The sequence below is a fragment of the Oceanobacillus sp. M60 genome (assembly GCF_053839645.1).
Window position 1 is genome coordinate 459,450 of record NZ_JBSSNH010000002.1, and the last position, 17,080, is coordinate 476,529.

General features: G+C 39.8%; 16 protein-coding genes. 7 read left to right on the plus strand and 9 right to left on the minus strand.

What is annotated here, in order from left to right:
* The first annotated feature begins 104 nt into the window (after window positions 1-104).
* Window positions 105-200: a YjcZ family sporulation protein gene (locus ACW0TQ_RS06465; RefSeq protein WP_084612984.1), complete on the plus strand. Its 96-nt coding sequence runs from the start codon at window positions 105-107 to the stop codon at window positions 198-200.
* 192 nt (window positions 201-392) lie between these two features.
* On the opposite strand, the gene tatA is transcribed toward ACW0TQ_RS06465, so the two are convergent.
* The gene (gene tatA, locus ACW0TQ_RS06470; RefSeq protein WP_042534539.1) at window positions 393-608 is read right to left on the minus strand and encodes a twin-arginine translocase TatA/TatE family subunit; all 216 of its coding nucleotides are present in this window, start codon (window positions 606-608) and stop codon (window positions 393-395) included.
* Between the two features lie 71 nt (window positions 609-679).
* A complete protein-coding gene (locus ACW0TQ_RS06475; protein ID WP_042534541.1) occupies window positions 680-2,302 on the minus strand; it encodes a M20/M25/M40 family metallo-hydrolase in 1,623 nt (540 codons plus the stop codon).
* 179 nt (window positions 2,303-2,481) lie between these two features.
* Between ACW0TQ_RS06475 and htpX the strand changes: the two genes are divergently transcribed.
* A complete protein-coding gene (gene htpX, locus ACW0TQ_RS06480) occupies window positions 2,482-3,387 on the plus strand; it encodes a protease HtpX (protein WP_042534543.1) in 906 nt (301 codons plus the stop codon).
* A 68-nt stretch (window positions 3,388-3,455) separates the two neighbouring features.
* On the opposite strand, the gene ACW0TQ_RS06485 is transcribed toward htpX, so the two are convergent.
* The 4 genes from ACW0TQ_RS06485 to pruA all read right to left on the minus strand — a co-directional run bounded on the left by ACW0TQ_RS06485 (window position 3,456) and on the right by pruA (window position 9,262).
* Window positions 3,456-4,490 (minus strand): lactonase family protein, encoded by a 1,035-nt coding sequence (locus ACW0TQ_RS06485; RefSeq protein ID WP_042534545.1) that lies wholly within the window; start codon window positions 4,488-4,490, stop codon window positions 3,456-3,458.
* A 334-nt stretch (window positions 4,491-4,824) separates the two neighbouring features.
* Entirely contained in the window at window positions 4,825-6,312 is a 1,488-nt protein-coding gene (gene putP / locus ACW0TQ_RS06490; RefSeq protein WP_042534547.1) for a sodium/proline symporter PutP, read from the minus strand.
* A gap of 288 nt (window positions 6,313-6,600) precedes the next feature.
* Entirely contained in the window at window positions 6,601-7,611 is a 1,011-nt protein-coding gene (locus ACW0TQ_RS06495) for a proline dehydrogenase family protein (protein ID WP_042534548.1), read from the minus strand.
* Between the two features lie 103 nt (window positions 7,612-7,714).
* Window positions 7,715-9,262, minus strand: a complete 1,548-nt coding sequence (gene pruA, locus ACW0TQ_RS06500; RefSeq protein WP_042534550.1) for an L-glutamate gamma-semialdehyde dehydrogenase — start codon at window positions 9,260-9,262, stop codon at window positions 7,715-7,717.
* Between the two features lie 244 nt (window positions 9,263-9,506).
* On the opposite strand from pruA, the gene ACW0TQ_RS06505 reads away from it, so the two are divergent.
* The 5 genes from ACW0TQ_RS06505 to ACW0TQ_RS06525 all read left to right on the plus strand — a co-directional run bounded on the left by ACW0TQ_RS06505 (window position 9,507) and on the right by ACW0TQ_RS06525 (window position 14,499).
* Entirely contained in the window at window positions 9,507-10,868 is a 1,362-nt protein-coding gene (locus ACW0TQ_RS06505) for a sigma-54 interaction domain-containing protein (RefSeq protein WP_455725422.1), read from the plus strand.
* Window positions 10,869-11,525: 657 nt separating this feature from the next.
* Complete coding sequence (locus tag ACW0TQ_RS06510) at window positions 11,526-11,705, plus strand: aspartyl-phosphate phosphatase Spo0E family protein (RefSeq protein WP_042534554.1); 180 nt, start codon at window positions 11,526-11,528, stop codon at window positions 11,703-11,705.
* 178 nt (window positions 11,706-11,883) lie between these two features.
* Window positions 11,884-12,411, plus strand: a complete 528-nt coding sequence (locus ACW0TQ_RS06515) for an NfeD family membrane protein (protein ID WP_042534555.1) — start codon at window positions 11,884-11,886, stop codon at window positions 12,409-12,411.
* 142 nt (window positions 12,412-12,553) lie between these two features.
* Window positions 12,554-14,095, plus strand: coding sequence for a flotillin lipid rafts scaffold protein FloT (gene floT, locus ACW0TQ_RS06520; RefSeq protein ID WP_042534557.1), 1,542 nt, complete (start codon window positions 12,554-12,556; stop codon window positions 14,093-14,095).
* 92 nt (window positions 14,096-14,187) lie between these two features.
* Window positions 14,188-14,499, plus strand: a complete 312-nt coding sequence (locus tag ACW0TQ_RS06525) for a hypothetical protein (protein WP_455725423.1) — start codon at window positions 14,188-14,190, stop codon at window positions 14,497-14,499.
* Between the two features lie 131 nt (window positions 14,500-14,630).
* Here ACW0TQ_RS06525 and ACW0TQ_RS06530 read toward each other — a convergent pair whose 3' ends face one another.
* From ACW0TQ_RS06530 to ACW0TQ_RS06540, 3 genes are all read right to left on the minus strand, one after another.
* Window positions 14,631-15,089, minus strand: a complete 459-nt coding sequence (locus ACW0TQ_RS06530) for an HIT family protein (RefSeq protein WP_042534561.1) — start codon at window positions 15,087-15,089, stop codon at window positions 14,631-14,633.
* Between the two features lie 64 nt (window positions 15,090-15,153).
* Complete coding sequence (locus ACW0TQ_RS06535; RefSeq protein WP_042536301.1) at window positions 15,154-15,723, minus strand: helix-turn-helix domain-containing protein; 570 nt, start codon at window positions 15,721-15,723, stop codon at window positions 15,154-15,156.
* Between the two features lie 199 nt (window positions 15,724-15,922).
* Window positions 15,923-16,825 (minus strand): hydroxymethylglutaryl-CoA lyase, encoded by a 903-nt coding sequence (locus ACW0TQ_RS06540; RefSeq protein ID WP_455725424.1) that lies wholly within the window; start codon window positions 16,823-16,825, stop codon window positions 15,923-15,925.
* Window positions 16,826-17,080: the final 255 nt, after the last annotated feature.

Here is a 17,080-nt window from a genome sequence, read left to right on the forward strand (position 1 = left end):
AATTTTCTAATTCGATATCTATAGGTTAAAATCCTTTTTTCTAGTCAAATACCCTCTCAAACATAAAATCATTTCATATAGTAAACATACAGGGGGTGTAAAAAATGAGTAATTACAATGAATTTGGCGGAGGTTTTGCTCTACTGGTAGTCCTGTTCATCTTATTGATTATTGTAGGTACTTCTTATTGGGGATTCTAGTGATGCCATGATAAACAAATCTTTTCCTCCTCTTCCCTATAATTAATTAGCTTTACGTACGGCTGGCTAAGAAAATAGATCGTGATTATGAACGCTTGTAAAGATAATGCATCAACCTCTTTACAAGCATTTTTTATATGTAATATAAAAACAAGGCGCATGATGGAAAACTACATCGGCGCCTTGTTCCTCTTATTTTGACGGGTCCTTTTCAGGCTCATCATTATCTTCTTTTATTTCTTTCTTTTTGTCTTCCTCAGACATTATATTATTTGCTGAATTTTTGAATTCCCGTAAGGTCTGTCCGGCTGCTTTCCCGATTTCCGGAAGCTTTTTGGGACCGAAAATAATTAAGGCAATGATAACTATCAATATCAAACCCGGAATACCTATGTTTGCTGGACTCATGGAACAACACCTCCATTCTGATTTCATTATAAATCATTTCGATCTATTTTTTAATGGTTACACCCATAAAATTATAACGATTTGCCTTCTTTTTGTGAAATTTGCAGAATGAGCTGACGCATTAAATATGGAAATTGCTCAAATGCATTGGTAACATGCAGCCTTTCTGTACGTTTATGTGCATCATGTCCGAACGGACCTACATTTAATACAGGTGCGTCCAATTTACGCATCAATGAAAACGGCAATTCATACGAATCCCCCCATACCGGCGTATTTTCCTCGTAAACCTGCAGGCCTGTATCACTGCCTTGATAATGTACATAACTCAAATCACAAATTCCATTTAAAAAATGACTCCGTTTGATATCTAATTGAAATTCGTTTTTCGCTTCTTTTTCAACAAAATCAACACAATATTCTACAAAACCGTTACCGCTGGAATTTACAGCAGGATAATAAGGAGGTGCAAATAAAATCACCATGGCTGGCGCAAGCTCCTGACAATGAATCATTAAGCTGTCCGTAATACGAAGCGATTTTTCCCGGTCATCATAGTCATCATGAAAATGAATATCCTTTTTCACATCTTCAACAAATTCCCTGCCCAGTTTATTCCCTGCATACTCTAATAACTCTTTATAAGTAATTACTTTTACATGACCAATCGGCTGCACTTGATTATCCTTGCATATCTTTTTATACCGTTCATTACATTGTGCGGCAGCAGTCTTGGCAACCTGTTCAAATAAAGCAAAAACCTCTTCTGCTGTCCGTTCTAAAAGAAAAATATTGTATAAAGCGGAAGAACGGTACGGAGTCTGAGTGGAATACCGCAGCCGCAAATCTGTTTGCTGCAGTGTAACCGGCAGCGGAGCGGTTTCACCGAGTACCGTTTCCTGAAAAATGGGATTCCATTCCATCTCCCTTGTTAAAAATGAAGAGATAAATGGAGATGTCATTCCGCTCAATGGTTCTCCTGCATGGGTTTCCTTCCCGTAGAATAAAGCTCCAGCTAAAACTTTCCCGATTGTCCCGCTGTAAATATAGTGTGTATTGTCCTTTGGGTCATGCCGAAATGTCGGCTCACTATTTAAAAATAACGTATAGGTTAAATCATGCTGTTTTTGTAATTCCGTCAGAACAGGGATAGCATAACGCATGCCTGCTGAATTCACTTCTTCGTCGGGCACAGTTAATAAAAGCAGGTTAATTGGCCATTCCTCTATACTGGCCTGTTCAATCAGACTCATATGCATCACAAGCCCCATCTTCATATCCATTGTGCCGCGCCCGAATAAGAAATCACCTGATTCTATATCTGCACGAATCTCTCTCGAAAATGTATCCTTTTGTTCCAGATATACTTTCGTAAGCTCCTCCGGCTGTGTTGCGAGCGGCTCAAGTGAACCATATTCCTCGGTATTTACCGTATCAAAATGGCTGATCAAACAAATCGTCTGCGTAGCTTCCGGATGTTTATATAAAGCAGTTAAAAGCTTCCGGCGCTGGTCTGCCTCATGCAGTTTTAAGTAAGCAGGATGGTCATGAAAATAAGTTAAATCCTGAAGCTTTGCATATAGCTTTCTGGGAAATTGCTTTTCTCCTTCTGAAAGACTGATACTCTTCCAGCTCACAAGCTCATTTAAGAGCTGACGTAATTCATCCGCACTGTTCCATTGAAATGCCTCCACGAAAACCCCCGCCTTTCTATTAACCTTCCTTTCTATTATATCAGCAATTGAACACGTTTACATTATTAGCAGTTATTCTCTTTCCAAATAATTTTCCATAGCCAGCTAGATAACAGTTCAGTCTTAGCCGCAAAATATGATATGATTTATAGTATAGAAAATTCATCAGGAGGTTATGTATGGGGAAAAGAATTACACTGTTTCTTTTAACAAATATTTTGGTTATGACGACAATCGTCATTGTCTGGTCCATCCTTACAAGTATATTTGATATTGGACCAAGCTATCGTTCAGATGGCGGAATTGATTATGTTTCTCTCATGATATTCAGTATTGTTGTAGGTTTTACCGGTTCATTTATTTCTTTAGCAATGTCCCGTTGGATGGCTAAGACCATGATGAAGGTGAAAATAGTTGATCCGAATAATATTACTACACAGCAAGAGCGTGACGTTTATGAAAAAGTAGAACGGTTGTCCCGTGCTGCCGGACTTTCACACACACCAGAGGTTGGTATTTACCCGTCACATGAAGTAAATGCTTTTGCAACAGGTCCAAGTAAAAAACGCTCTTTAGTTGCTGTTTCTCAAGGGCTGCTGGACAGTATGGATGATGATGCCGTAGAAGGAGTCATTGCACATGAGGTGGCTCACGTTGCAAATGGCGATATGGTGACAATGACTTTATTACAGGGAATCGTCAATACATTCGTCGTCTTCTTATCCCGGATCGCTGCAATGATCGTTTCCAGATTTGTGCGTTCCGAGCTGCAATGGATTGTTCAATTTGCTGCAATCATTATTTTCCAAATCTTATTTTCTATTTTAGGAAGCTTTGTCGTCAGTGCTTATTCCAGACATCGGGAATATCACGCAGACCGGGGCGGTGCAGATTTAGCAGGCCGTGATAAGATGACACATGCGCTACAATCGTTAAAAGCTTATATCAATCGTGCAGAAGCAGACGATCACACAAATGATACAGCAATTCAAACCATGAAAATCAGCAATAAATCCAGTATCCTTAATGCTTTATCTTCTCACCCGCCGCTGGATGAACGAATTGCTAGATTACAACAGCGCTAAGAAAATAAAACTTCCTTCTGCGGAGCGTTTTCGTACTCCTCCGCAAAAGGAAGTTTTTTTATAGCTAATTAGGAAAGAAACTTCACACAAACCACTTCTGGAACATCGATTACCTGATCTGTCTGCGTTAATTTCCCTGTTTCTGCATCTCTTTTATACAATACTACATTTCCGCTATGCTGGTTAGAAGCAAGAAGGAAGTTTTCAGTCGGATCCAATACAAAATCTCTTGGCCATTCACCACCGGATGGTGTGAATTCAAGAAATGTCAGCTCCCCGCTATTTTCATCTACTTTGAATGAAGCAATACTGTTATGCCCACGGTTTCCTGTATAAAGGAATTTTCCATCTGAAGTGATATGAATCGCACTCGCATCATTTGTTTCTTCAAAGTCAGCAGGTTTCGCAAGAATCGTCTGTTTCTCCGTAAATTCGCCTGTCTCCTGATTGTAATCTAAAACAATCACCTCTGTAGAAAGCTCTGTAATTAAATAAGCAATTGGTTTATTCGGATGGAACGTAATATGTCTTGGTCCGCTTCCCGGCTTTGCATGAAAAGTACTCACTTCCTGTAATGAGGAATCTTCCACCTTGTACGTCACTAAACGATCTGTTCCTAAATCTGCAACAACGATAAATTTCTTATCTGGAGTAAATCCAGTGAAATGAACATGCGGTTTTTCCTGTCTTTCATGCGGTCCGTTTCCTTCATGCTTGGTAAATTGCCCTTGCTCTACTTCTCCATCGTCAGTTGTAAAATGAAGACCAATATCGCCCTTATGGTAATTTCCTGTTACAACCAGGTTTTCTGCTGCCTCTACATGACATGGAGGGTTCCCTTCTACCAATTGACCATTTAACGGAGTTAGTTCACCGCTCGTTTTATCAACACGGAAAGCATTTACCCCTCCCATATCATCTTCCTGCGCAACAGCATATAAATAATTCTGATTTTCATTAAAATTAAGATATGTTGGATTTCCAAGCTCTGCTGCTACCTCTGAAGCAGACAGCTGTCCTTTTTCTGCATCCAGGGTGAATCGATATACTCCCTGGCTTGTCTTTCTTGTGTAGGTTCCTGCGTAACCAAAGTATTTGCTCATTTGAATGCATCCTTCCTTCAAAAACTATTCTTTCATTTGTTCATTGTATCATTTTCGACAAAAAGGTTACATACATAAGCATTTTAAAAATTCAATTTGCTGCTAAAACGGTTATCCTCCAGCCTGCGTTTGCTCACCCCATCGAAAACATTTGTACGTCGGAAAGCCAAACGGTCCGCCACAGCCGTGCTTTACACTTCATCTTCTATTCTTTGTCAAGGGGGTTAGCGAAGGAACGATCAACTCCTGTTTCTGTGGAAATGAAATTACTTTTTAGTGTGCGAAAATTGAGTAATAAGAAAAGAGCCGGAGTTACACACCCCGGCCCTATTTCTTATTTATTCTTATGCTCTTGAAGCCTGCTCATGGTTTCATTAAATTCCGCTTCGATTTCTTTGTTAGGCTTATACGTTTTAAGGCTGACTAAAATAATGACTGCTGTACTCAGGATAAACCCGGGTACTATTTCGTATAAATATCCGGACAATGGAGAGTAGCCCCATGCAAATACAACGACTGCACCGACAATCATCCCCCAAAGCGCCCCAGATCCTGTTGTTTTCCTCCAAAATAGAGACAGCAGCACGACCGGTCCAAAAGAAGCGCCAAAGCCTGCCCAGGCAAAGGAAACAAGCCCTAAGATGGTGTCGTTTTGCTGCCAGGCAAATATCATAGCAATAAGTGAAACAGCTAAAACAGCCAGTCTACCCAAATTCACATAGGTTTTATCCTTTGCATCTGCATGAAACACAGCCTTGAAAATATCCTCCACCAGCGCAGAAGAAGTTACCAGCAGCTGGGAAGACACCGTACTCATAATTGCGGCAAGTACTGCCGCCAGCAGAAGGCCGGCTATGAATGGATGAAATAATAATTGCCCTAAAACAATAAATACAGCCTCCGGATCGGCAAGTGTCAATTCTGGATTGGCTTGAAAGAATGCAAATCCGGATATCGCTGTTGCGGCAGCACCGACTAATGAAATGACCATCCAGCTGATGCCGATACGGCGGGCAGAGGTGGTTTCTTTTACCGACTTGATTGCCATAAAACGAACGATAATATGCGGCTGTCCAAAATAACCCAATCCCCATGCTAAGGATGAAATTACCCCCGTTGCTGATGCAGCCGCAAAAAAGCTTAATATATCGGGATTGACGTCTTGGACGATGGTTACTGTTTCGCCAACTCCTCCAAGCGAAACGATGGTCAATGCCGGTACCAGAATCAGCGCCAGAAACATCATCGTTCCCTGCACTACATCGGTAAAACTGACTGCAAGAAAACCGCCGACAAGCGTGTAAATTATTGTTACCGCTGCTACAGTCATTAAGCCAGTATGATAGTTTACATCAAAAGCGCTCTGAAAAAATACGCCTCCTGCAACCATCCCTGAAGAGACATAAAACGTAAAATAAAGCAATATAACAATACCGGATGCGATGCGTAATACCTTCGTATTGTTTTTAAAGCGGCTGTCTAAGTAACTCGGAATCGTAATGGAGTTATTTGATACCTCGGTATAGGTCCGCAGTCTCGGAGCAATAATCAGCCAGTTTACCCAAGCCCCGGCTGCCAGACCGATGGCCATCCATCCCTCGGCCAGACCAAATACATAAATTGCGCCGGGAAGTCCCATTAACAGCCATTGCGACATATCGGAAGCACCGGCACTCAGTGCAGATGTAACAGGCCCCAGACTTCTTCCGCCCAGCATATAGTCATCTAAATTTGATGTCTTACGATAAGAATATAAACCAATAGCAATCATCACTAAAAAGTACAAGACAATCGCCATAATTTGATAGGTTGTTTCTGACATCCTTCCCTCTCCCTTTGTAAGTAATAAAACGAAACTTCATTCAGTGGGAATTTTGGTTCTTCTCCCACTGAATTAGCCTAAGTAATTCAGGGAGTTAGCTCACCTGATCTCTCGCCTAAATAAATTTGTGTTTACTCTTTATTTGGAGGCGGGAGTTTTACGGACGCTTCTCCGTGATAAAATTTATAATAACAAGTGTAAAACTTGTAATTTGTATTTTGATCATCATCCTATCTCTAGCGACAGGCGTTGAAAAAGACGGTATTAGAAACAACCCTTTTTAAGTTATCAGTTATTCTGCTCCTTCTTCCTCCGTCTCCCCAAAAAAAGCAACAATGTTAACGCTGCAGTTCCAATAATAATCGGCTGCTTTTTCAGCTTATCCTCCTCAGTATAAAAAACATCTTTCATAAGAAGATTCAGGTTCTGCGGTCTCTCTGCCAAACGGCGCATAAAATATCCGAACCAATCCTCTCCAAAGGGGATGTATGTGCAGAATCGAAATCCCTCTTTTACTAGTTGATGCTGCATATCGACTCGAAAACCATAAAGCATTTGAAATTCAAAACGATCTTTTGAAATATGATGTTCCTCGATAAACTCCTTTAATTCCTGAATGATACGATGATCATGCGTTGCGATAGATGTAAAAGCTTTTCCAAGCAACCTTTTCTTTGCTATCATCAGGAAATTCTTATCAATGTCCTCTTTAGAGGAATACGCAACTGTACTGTCTTCCTTATAGGCGCCCTTTACGATGCGCAGACGCACATCTTCAAGACCGCTTAAATCCTTCTCTGCATCAAGCAAGTATGTCTGTATAACAGTACCGACATTGGTATAGCTTTTTCGAAGACTTTTCAGAATCTCCAGGGTTTTCTCATAGTGGATATACTTCTCCATATCTATGTTCACAAAAATGTCACATGCATGAGCCACGTCTAGAATCTGCTCCACATTTTCAATACAAAAAGATTCTTCAATATCCAGCCCCAGCTGCGTCAGTTTGATAGAAATATGGCAATCCAAATGCTCTTCCTTGATTTGGCGGAGCATCGCTATGATTTTCTCTTTTGCATGCACCGCTTCATTTCTATCTGTTACAAACTCTCCGAGGTGGTCCATTGTACAAGATATCTGTTTTTGATTCAACTCTCTTATCACAGGAACAATGGCATCGAAAACGGTTCCGGCTACGAAACGTTCTGCTCCAAACCGCGTTCCAAATTTTCTCGCGCTTTTATTTAAAAAGTCATTATTGGAAAGTCCTATAAAAAAATTTCTAGCTAAATTAGCCATAACCCAATATCCCCCCATCTTCAAAACAAGCTCTTCATTTTAAATGCTTCCTGTGAACAGAAAAAACGATTTCTGCTTCTGTTCACAGGCAAGCTGCTATCTATTAAAATTGTTCTGACACAATTTTAGCCTCTAAGAAATGCTGCAGGTAATCCGGACCTCCTGCCTTTGAATCAGTTCCTGACATTTTAAACCCGCCAAACGGCTGGTAACCGACAATTGCTGCTGTACAGCCGCGGTTAAAATACAGGTTGCCGACATGGAAATCCTCCCGGGCACGTTCTAAATGAGCGCGATTTGTAGAAATAACCGCTCCTGTTAACCCATATTCCGTATTGTTTGCAATCTCTAACAGCTCATCAAAGTCTTTTGCCTTTGCAAACGCAACGACAGGTCCAAAGATTTCCTCTTGCATGATACGTGCTTTAGGGTTCAGATCCTTGAAAATAGTTGGATAGATAAAGAAGCCTTTAGAGTCATCTGTTTCTCCACCGAAAACAAGCTCTCCTTCTTCCTTGCCAATTTCAATATAGTTTTTGATTTTATCAAATTGTGTCTGGTTAATGACCGAAGCCATATACACATTTTCTTCGGATGGATTGCCGACAGTTAATGTTTTGGCAATTTCAACTGATTTCCTGATAACTTCATCGTAGACATCCTCATGGATGATTGCACGGGAGCATGCAGAGCATTTTTGCCCGGAGAATCCGAATGCAGAATGAACAATTGACTCAGCAGCCAAATCTAAATCAGCTGTTTCATCAACAATAATTGTGTCCTTCCCGCCCATTTCTGCAACAACCCGCTTCAGATGCTGCTGTCCATCTTGTATTTTAGCTGCACGTTCAAAAATACGGACACCAGTCGCTCGTGAACCGGTAAAGTTAATAAAATGTGTATCTTTGTGGTCTACCAGATAATCGCCAATTTCCTTTGGATCACCCGGCACAAAATTTAATACGCCCTTAGGCAGACCAGCTTCTTCTAATACTTCTACAAGCTTATATGCAATCACTGGTGTATTTTCAGAAGGCTTCAATAAGACCGGATTTCCAGCAACAATCGGAGCAGCAACCGTTCCGCACACAATAGCAAATGCAAAATTCCATGGTGGGATAACAACGCCGGGACCCATTGCTTTATAAAAATATTTATTATTTTCCGTAATACGGTCTTCTACATGTTTTCCCTGATCAAGCTCCAGCATCTGGCGCCCATAATATTCTAAAAAGTCAATGCCCTCTGCAATATCGCCATCCGCCTGATCCCAAGGCTTGCCGGCATCCTGAATCAGCCAAGCAGAAAATTTATGCTTACGGCGGCGGACAATAGCGGCCGCACGGAATAAAACATGCGCACGGTCTTCCACAGGTACTTTTCTCCAGGTTTCATAAGCTTCTACTGCTGCCTGAAAAGCCTGTTCAACATGGTCCTTTGTTGCTTTTGATACGTTTCCAACCACTTCTTCCTTATTAGCTGAGTTAATGGATACCAGTTTATCCTCTGTGTAAACTTTTTCTCCGTTGATAACCAGCGGATAATCTTTACCCAGCTCCGCGCGAACAGAACGTAATGCTCCCTCCAGCTCTTTTCTATTCTCTTCTTTCTTAAAATTTGTAAATGGTTCATGTGTAAATGGCTGCACCATGTAACATACCTCCTAGTAGATAATTTAATTCTGTTTTCCTATCAATCTATATGCAAAAAACATGCCAGTATTATCATTATTAATAAAAACACCTGATAAAAGCTTGCGAATAATGGAAGCGATTTCATTATTTTATGATTTTCTATTGCCTTTTATTGCAAATCACCTTTACAATAGTGTAAAGGAAAATTACACATATTGTATAGACGGTTTACAGATTACTTTACACTTACGAGGTGAGTTTATGAATGAACTTTTTTTCTTTGAGGAATTATTACAATCTGAAGATGACGCCATTACCATTGTAAACACGGAACAAAAAGTAATCTATTGGAACCATGCTGCCGAACAAACCTATCAAATCGATAAAGAACAAATTATCAATCAGCCTATCACAAACTTTTTTTCGCATGATGACCTGATGGTGATGAAGGTTTTAAACACAAAAGAGCCTGTTAAAAATGCTTATCACAGACCAAGGAAAGATAAGCATGTTGTGGTCAATTCCTCCCCTGTCTTTAATCAGGAAAATACTTTAATCGGTGTGATTTCGATTGAACGGGATGTTACCCACATCGTGAAGCTGAACGATAATTTAGAAAGCACCTCCCAAGAGCTGCAGGAGCTAAAGCAAAAAATGACTCCCGCCTCTTCCAGCTCTCCCTTTGCTAAATTAAAAGGAGACAGTCAGGCACTCCACCAAATGATCCGGCTCGCCAGTAAAACTGCCGGAACCGATGCAACCACCTTGATTCTTGGAGAAAGCGGTACAGGGAAAGAGGTATGTGCCCGGGCGATTCATGATGCCAGCAAAAGAAAGAATGCCCCTTTTATTCCTGTCAATTGCGGCGCCATCCCGCAGGCGTTGTTTGAAAGTGAGTTATTTGGCTATGAGAGCGGCTCCTTTACCGGTGCAGAAAAAGGAGGGAAAGCAGGGAAAATCGAAATGGCTGATGGCGGCACAGTCTTTTTAGATGAAGTAGGTGAGCTTCCCTTAGATATGCAGGTAAAGCTTTTGCGTGTTCTGCAGGAAAACCGTATTTACCGTATCGGCGACTCAGGCGGAAAACAAATTGATGTCCGCTTTGTAGCTGCAACAAATCAGGATTTAGAAAAGCTGATGCAAGAGAATAAATTCAGATCGGATCTATTTTACCGATTAAATGTTATTCAATTGACCATGCCTCCTCTGCGTGATAGAAAAAAAGATATCAGCATTCTGGCAAAAACATTTTTAAAGCAATTTGCTGCGAAGTATCAGACTTCTATTCCAGAGATACCTGACGAAACAATGGAAGCCCTGCAGCAATATCATTGGCCTGGGAATATAAGAGAAATCAGAAACCTGATGGAAAGAATCATTATCCTGCATGAGGGAACAACCTTAACCAGACAGGATGTATTAAGCTTTCTCCCGGTCTCCTTTTCAAATCCTCCCTTGCCACATACGGAAACACTGCCGCTGGAGAAGGAAAATTTGGAGAAAATATCAATTGAACAAGCATTGGAATTATGTAACGGCAATAAATCAAAGGCAGCTAAACAGCTTGGTGTATCTCGTGTTACCTTATATCAAAAAATTAAAAAATACCATCTCGACATTTGATATACCTTCTTTTTCATTAACGTTTAAAACTGTTTCCAGATCTGAAAATATCCGCAGACAGATGTCGTTTTTGATGAAATCAAAGACAGTTAAATAAAAAGAGAGTTTTTTTCTCTCTTTATTTAATTGGTTAAAAAGCAAAACATTACTTAATCAACAAGTCAAGCTTTAGAAAAATGCATGTTAGCCTTATAGCTACCGTGCTTGCAAAAAACGGTTCCCCTCCCCGCTGTGAAATAAGGAGACTATCTTTGTAAGAGTGCACCGCACTCTTCTTTAGAACAACATCATATTTTTACTAAATATATCGAAAAATCAAATATTAATGCATATTTCCGAGGAATACACTCGTGCACTGCTAATTAAACAGAAACCTTCCTCTACAACCAGCTAGATAATGGCCTGTATTGATATATTTTAAAGGAAAAGGAAAATAATGATGCCCGATTATTCAGTAAAATCACTAAACTACTATTTTATGAGTAAGACTCTCAGACCATTTTTTAAAAAAATGAGAAAGAAAAACCACTAGTTTTGTCGAAAGCATTTCATTTTTTTTCTCTTTTTGCGATAATTCTTTTGGTACTTTAATAATAAGCTTTTATTACATTATTCATCGCAGCCAAATATTACTAAGAAAGGTGCATCGTAAAGGATATGAAAGAAGAAGTAAAGATTGATGAGTACAACAGGGAGGCCATTGTACTATCAATTGTTCAAAAAAGAAGTGAAATGTTACAACAAGCACAAAAGAATGGCTTGGGAGCCAAAGAAACCGTTAACTGCAGCCAAGAATTAGATGAGTTAATGAATCAGCTAGTTCTTTTAGATACTTAACATAAAAACGTACAAACAAAACCAATACACTATTAAATAGGGAAAGAGGCTCTTTTCATAAAAGAGCCTCTGTTTTATTATAATAATATAAAACGCATCGTTTTCTCCAAAAAATTGAAACCAAACTGTAACAATAAACGTACATATAAGTAAGACAAGGAAAAAGGGAGGGTACATATTGACTTTATTTGGTTACGCTATACAAGATTTATATTTATGGATACTGATTATAGCAGCAATTTTAACCGTTGTTGTTTTATTATTTGGAGATTTATTGGATGGCATTTTTGAATCCATCCCTTTCCTGCATCCGGTGCTCGTTCTTTCCTTTTTCATTTTTTTATCTGCCATGGGATATATTCTCGAATGGTTCATGGACTGGTCAAGTCTAGTCATTCTAATTATTGCTTCTATATCAAGTATCATTTTTGTAACTCTCCTGCATTTATTTGTTCTTGTTCCAATCCGATCAGCTGAACAATCATGGGGATATTCAGAAGATGCTCTCATTGGCAGTGTAGGGACTGCGATTGTATCTATTCCGATAGATGGTTATGGAGAAGTAATGGTGCAATGGAAAAGCGGAGTTATCTCAAAACCGGCTGTCAGCTATGATAATGAAGCAATCTCTCAGGATGAGCGTGTTTTAATTATCGAAATTAAAGATGGTGTTTTCTATGTCAGCCCCTATCAATCGTTGGATTAGCTAATTAAAGATTAGCTTTTCACATATACTGAAGCTTCATTCCTTTTTAAATAGAGAGAATGTTAGTGAAGTATTTCCGGCTGCTCCCCTCTTACCCGCAGGGGCCGGCAGCCGGAAAAATAAAACTTAGAGGAGGAAAATCATGTCAGAATTGTGGATTGTTATTATTGTAGCAGCCGCGCTTCTTTTGGCACTGCTTGGTCTATTTGTAACCAAGTACCGTACAGCCGGTCCCGATGAAGCGCTCATTGTTACAGGAAGTTATTTAGGTGGAAAGAATGTTCACGTAGATGAAGCCGGAAATAAAATTAAAATTATTCGCGGCGGCGGAACATTCGTCGTTCCTGTCTTTCAACAAGCAGAACCACTTAGTCTTTTATCTAGTAAATTGGAGGTAACTACTCCAGAAGTTTACACAGAACAAGGTGTTCCTGTTTTAGCAGATGGTACAGCAATTTTTAAAATAGGCGGATCAATCAGTGAAATTGCTACAGCAGCAGAACAATTCCTTGGAAAATCTAAACAGGACCGGGAGCTGGAAGCGAAAGAAGTACTGGAAGGTCATCTACGTTCCATCCTTGGTTCGATGACGGTTGAAGAAATCTATAAAAACCGTGACAAGTTTTCTCAGGAAGTACAGCGGGTTGCTTCTAACGACTTAGCTAAGATGGGATTAGTTATCGTATCCTTTACGATTAAAGATGTAAGAGATACAAATGGATACTTAGAATCACTTGGTAAGCCCCGTATTGCACAAGTAAAACGTGATGCAGATATCGCTACAGCTGAAGCAGAGAAAGAAACGAGAATCAAGCGTGCGGAAGCAGCAAAAGATGCAAAACGTGCAGAATTGCAACGGGCAACCGAGATTGCAGAATCAGAAAAAGAAAATCAATTAAAAACATCTGAATACCGTCGTGAACAGGATACTGCAAAAGCACGCGCGGACCAAGCTTATGATTTTGAAACAGCCCGTTCCAAACAGGAAGTTACGGAACAAGAAATGCAAATTAAAATCATCGAGCGTCAAAAGCAAATTGAATTGGAAGAAAAAGAAATTTTGCGTCGTGAGAAGCAATATGATTCAGAAGTTAAGAAAAAAGCAGATGCGGACAGATATTCCGTGGAGCAATCTGCAATTGCTGAAAAAGCAAGAGAAATGGCTACCGCAGATGCGAACCAATATCGTATTGAAACAGCAGCTCGTGCAGAAGCTGAAAAAATCCGTGTTGACGGTCTTGCGAAAGCAGATGCAGAACGTGCACAAGGGGAATCAGAAGCAGAGGTTATCCGCTTGAAAGGTCTTGCGGAAGCAGAAGCGAAAGAAAAAGTCGCTCAAGCCTTTGAACAATATGGAGAAGCAGCTATTCTTGATATGGTTATCAAAATGCTTCCAGATTATGCAAAACAAGTTGCAAGCCCATTATCCAATATTGATAAGATTACAGTAGTCGATACAGGAAGCAATGGCGCTAATGGCGGAGCAAACAAAGTTTCCAGCTATGCAACCAACTTAATCAGTACATTGCAGGAAAATCTAAAAGAAACCTCTGGAATCGATATTAAGGAATTACTGGCAGGTGCATCGAAAGGCAATGCTAAACCGCAATCGAAAGAAACTCCTGCACCAGCGGCATCAGAAGTAGCTGCAGCGAAAACAAGCGAAGAAAATAATGATAACTAATGTAAGGCAGCAATAGTTGCGGCACGGCAATAAAGTTGTTTCTCTGACTATCCGGATGTATCATGCTTTACTTTGAATAAAGAGGTGTTAATTTGAAAAATGAACCTGATAGGCTGAAAAAACATGGCCTTATTAGCTATTTTGCTTTTATCATAGGTGTTATCTGCTTTTTCATCGTTTTCATAACCCCTACAAGGATAGCTAACATAGGAAACTTAGCTGGTGATTATATCACATTTTTTCTTACAGCAGCAGGTATCATATTATCAATTATTGGATTAGGAAAGAAAACAGAAAAAAATACCATTCCGATTATATCTTTTATGCATTCCTCTTCTTTCTTTATATTTTGGATAATCGTATTTATCTTATTAATTACCGGCCAAATGGACTTTGCTCCATAGCCCAATAATATGTCCAATCATAACCAGAGGTATTTAGGAACAGCTTTATTGTTATAAAACCAGAAATCAAATGCAGCAAAAGATAAAAATCTCTGTTCATTTTAAAATGAGCAGAGATTTTTGTTTACTTTCTATTTTTTATTATGCAGCCTTTTTCTGGCGGCAGCCAGATTAATTTCTTTCTTCCCCTGCCGTCTATTTAATGCATGCTTAAACAGATAACGTATGCCCTTTCCTCTCATCTGTTCATCTTCATAGCGCGGCAATACATGCAGATGCGCATGCATAATATGCTGACCAGCTGCCTCCCCGCTGTTCCAGCCAATGTTATATCCGGAAGGCACATGCTTTTCATCAATCAGATTTTTGGCTCGCTGTAAAAGATCTTTTATTGCCAGCCATTCTCCATCTGTTAAGTCAAATGGATAGACTCGATGTGCTTTGGTCACAATCACTCCAGCTCCTTCGAGTGATCTCCCTGGTTCCTTTGCTTCCTCTAATTGTAAAAACATTGCTTTTTCATTTTCCAATATGATTTGCTGATTTTTTATTAAAGAAGGATAACAAAAAGGGCATTCAGGTGAATTCATTCTTCTGCCTCCCAGTATAAAAAACGTTATATTGATTAATTAGACCTATGTTTCCTTTCCTTATTCAGACTCTGTCAATAAAACAGGTCAACACCCTTGCCTCCTGTTCATCTACCGGGAGAAATAAATGTGGTTTGGACCCTGCGAAATAAGCACTGTCGCCTGTTTGGAGCAGCTGCTTTTTCCCATCATATAATAATTCAATTTCCCCTTCCAATATATAGATAAATTCGTCCTGTGAATGCGTATACGTTTTTTCATCACGCAAATTCAGAGACTTTGGAGTAACATGGACAATCGTCGGTTCAATCCCGCTATATTGGGAGCGGTTAGCAAGAATTTCATAGGAATACCCCATGCTTTCATCCCCTACTTTTTGCGGGCGGTTACTCTTCTTTTGGATAACAATATCCTGCTCTTCTTTATCATCCAGCACCCATGACAGCTGTATATGTAAAGCGTCACAAATTCGGGATAACGTCGCTATTGCGGAGGCAGTCTGTCCATTTTCAATTTTAGATAACAGACTTTTAGAGATATTGGAAGCGTCCGCAATTTCTTGCTGTGTTTTATCTTCCCGGCGTCTTGCATACTTAATTTTCTCTCCAATTTTATGTAATTCGATGCTGCTCATTCCTTCCTTTGCCAAATAGTCATTCGTGTTCTATTATATTTCTTGAACATCCTCTTATAGTATATTTAATCATAATCCAGACAAACCAATAGAGTCAATCTATTCTCGAATATCATTTACGGGAAACGATACTTAGCAACATACCAAAAAGCCTTGCCATCACTTGCTCGACAAGACTTTTCCGCTGTTTGTTTTATCTTCATGCATTTTTCAAATAAGCTACCGATCTGCTCGGCAATGTTTTTCCAAGCTTATTTTGAATATATATACTTGCTTCCTGAATACGTTTCTCATTTATTCCTGTCTCAATTCCCAGCCCGTTTAACAAATACAGCACATCATTGGTAGCAACATTACCTGCAGCTCCCGGTGCATAAGGACAACCGCCCAGGCCGCCGATGGTACTGTCGAAACGGGTAATTCCCATGTGAAGCGCCGTCATGATATTAGCTATTGCCATTCCTCTCGTATCATGAAAATGTAGTATCAGTTTATCTTTTGGAAAATAAGGAAAAAGACCTTTGAGCAATTTCTCCACTTGCGTCGGCACAGCTGTTCCAATGGTATCACCAAGGGAAAGATAGTCCACTCCGCTCTCAATTAATTGGTCACATACACTGAGCACATCCTCTACTGCAATCCGTCCCTCGTATGGACAATCAAATACCGTAGAAACATAGCCTGTTACTATTTTCCCGGCATTTTTAGCTTCTTTGATAACCTCAGTTAATATCGGATATGTCTCTGGAATTCGTTTATTAATATTTTTGAGGTTATGCGTCTCACTCGCCGACATAAACACGGAGGCACCGTCAATACCAGCCTCTAAAGCGTGCTCCAGCCCTTTCATATTCGGTACTAAAGCAGAATAGACGACCCCTTTTTCACGGTCGATCCGTTTGCCTACCTCCCTTGCATCCTTCAGTGCAGGAATCATTTTTGGATGAACAAAGGATGAATACTCAATTTCCGAGACGCCGGTTTTGGAAAGCATATTAATCCATGCAACCTTATCCTCTGTAGAAATCCATTTCTGCTCGTTCTGCAGACCGTCTCTTGGTCCGACTTCCTTTAAATAAACATTGCTTGGTAATCCACACATTCATACCCCTCCTTTGTATGCGTTTTCAATTCAAGCTATGAAAATATACCTCGATTGTGCATGACCCGCCAAATAAGCCAGCATAGATATTGCAAGGTATTACAATAACCTCATGCAAATTACCCCTCTTTATATACTACAAATAAAATTCAATCCAGTTTCCTTCTGTTCAACTTTGTTGAATCAAGTATATAATAAAATTTCTGAAAATGTCAATCCTGCCTGCTGTCAAAATGAAACAATTTTGATAAAATA

Excerpts from the sequence above, each read along its gene's own strand:
- ACW0TQ_RS06465 (WP_084612984.1), top strand. The coding sequence starts at position 105 with ATGAGTAATTACAATGAATTTGGCGGAGGTTTTGCTCTACTGGTAGTC.
- tatA (WP_042534539.1), bottom strand. The coding sequence starts at position 608 with ATGAGTCCAGCAAACATAGGTATTCCGGGTTTGATATTGATAGTTATC.
- htpX (WP_042534543.1), top strand. The coding sequence starts at position 2,482 with ATGGGGAAAAGAATTACACTGTTTCTTTTAACAAATATTTTGGTTATG.
- ACW0TQ_RS06485 (WP_042534545.1), bottom strand. The coding sequence starts at position 4,490 with ATGAGCAAATACTTTGGTTACGCAGGAACCTACACAAGAAAGACAAGC.
- putP (WP_042534547.1), bottom strand. The coding sequence starts at position 6,312 with ATGTCAGAAACAACCTATCAAATTATGGCGATTGTCTTGTACTTTTTA.
- ACW0TQ_RS06495 (WP_042534548.1), bottom strand. The coding sequence starts at position 7,611 with ATGGCTAATTTAGCTAGAAATTTTTTTATAGGACTTTCCAATAATGAC.
- pruA (WP_042534550.1), bottom strand. The coding sequence starts at position 9,262 with ATGGTGCAGCCATTTACACATGAACCATTTACAAATTTTAAGAAAGAA.
- ACW0TQ_RS06505 (WP_455725422.1), top strand. The coding sequence starts at position 9,507 with ATGAATGAACTTTTTTTCTTTGAGGAATTATTACAATCTGAAGATGAC.
- ACW0TQ_RS06510 (WP_042534554.1), top strand. The coding sequence starts at position 11,526 with ATGAAAGAAGAAGTAAAGATTGATGAGTACAACAGGGAGGCCATTGTA.
- floT (WP_042534557.1), top strand. The coding sequence starts at position 12,554 with ATGTCAGAATTGTGGATTGTTATTATTGTAGCAGCCGCGCTTCTTTTG.
- ACW0TQ_RS06530 (WP_042534561.1), bottom strand. The coding sequence starts at position 15,089 with ATGAATTCACCTGAATGCCCTTTTTGTTATCCTTCTTTAATAAAAAAT.
- ACW0TQ_RS06535 (WP_042536301.1), bottom strand. The coding sequence starts at position 15,723 with ATGAGCAGCATCGAATTACATAAAATTGGAGAGAAAATTAAGTATGCA.
- ACW0TQ_RS06540 (WP_455725424.1), bottom strand. The coding sequence starts at position 16,825 with ATGTGTGGATTACCAAGCAATGTTTATTTAAAGGAAGTCGGACCAAGA.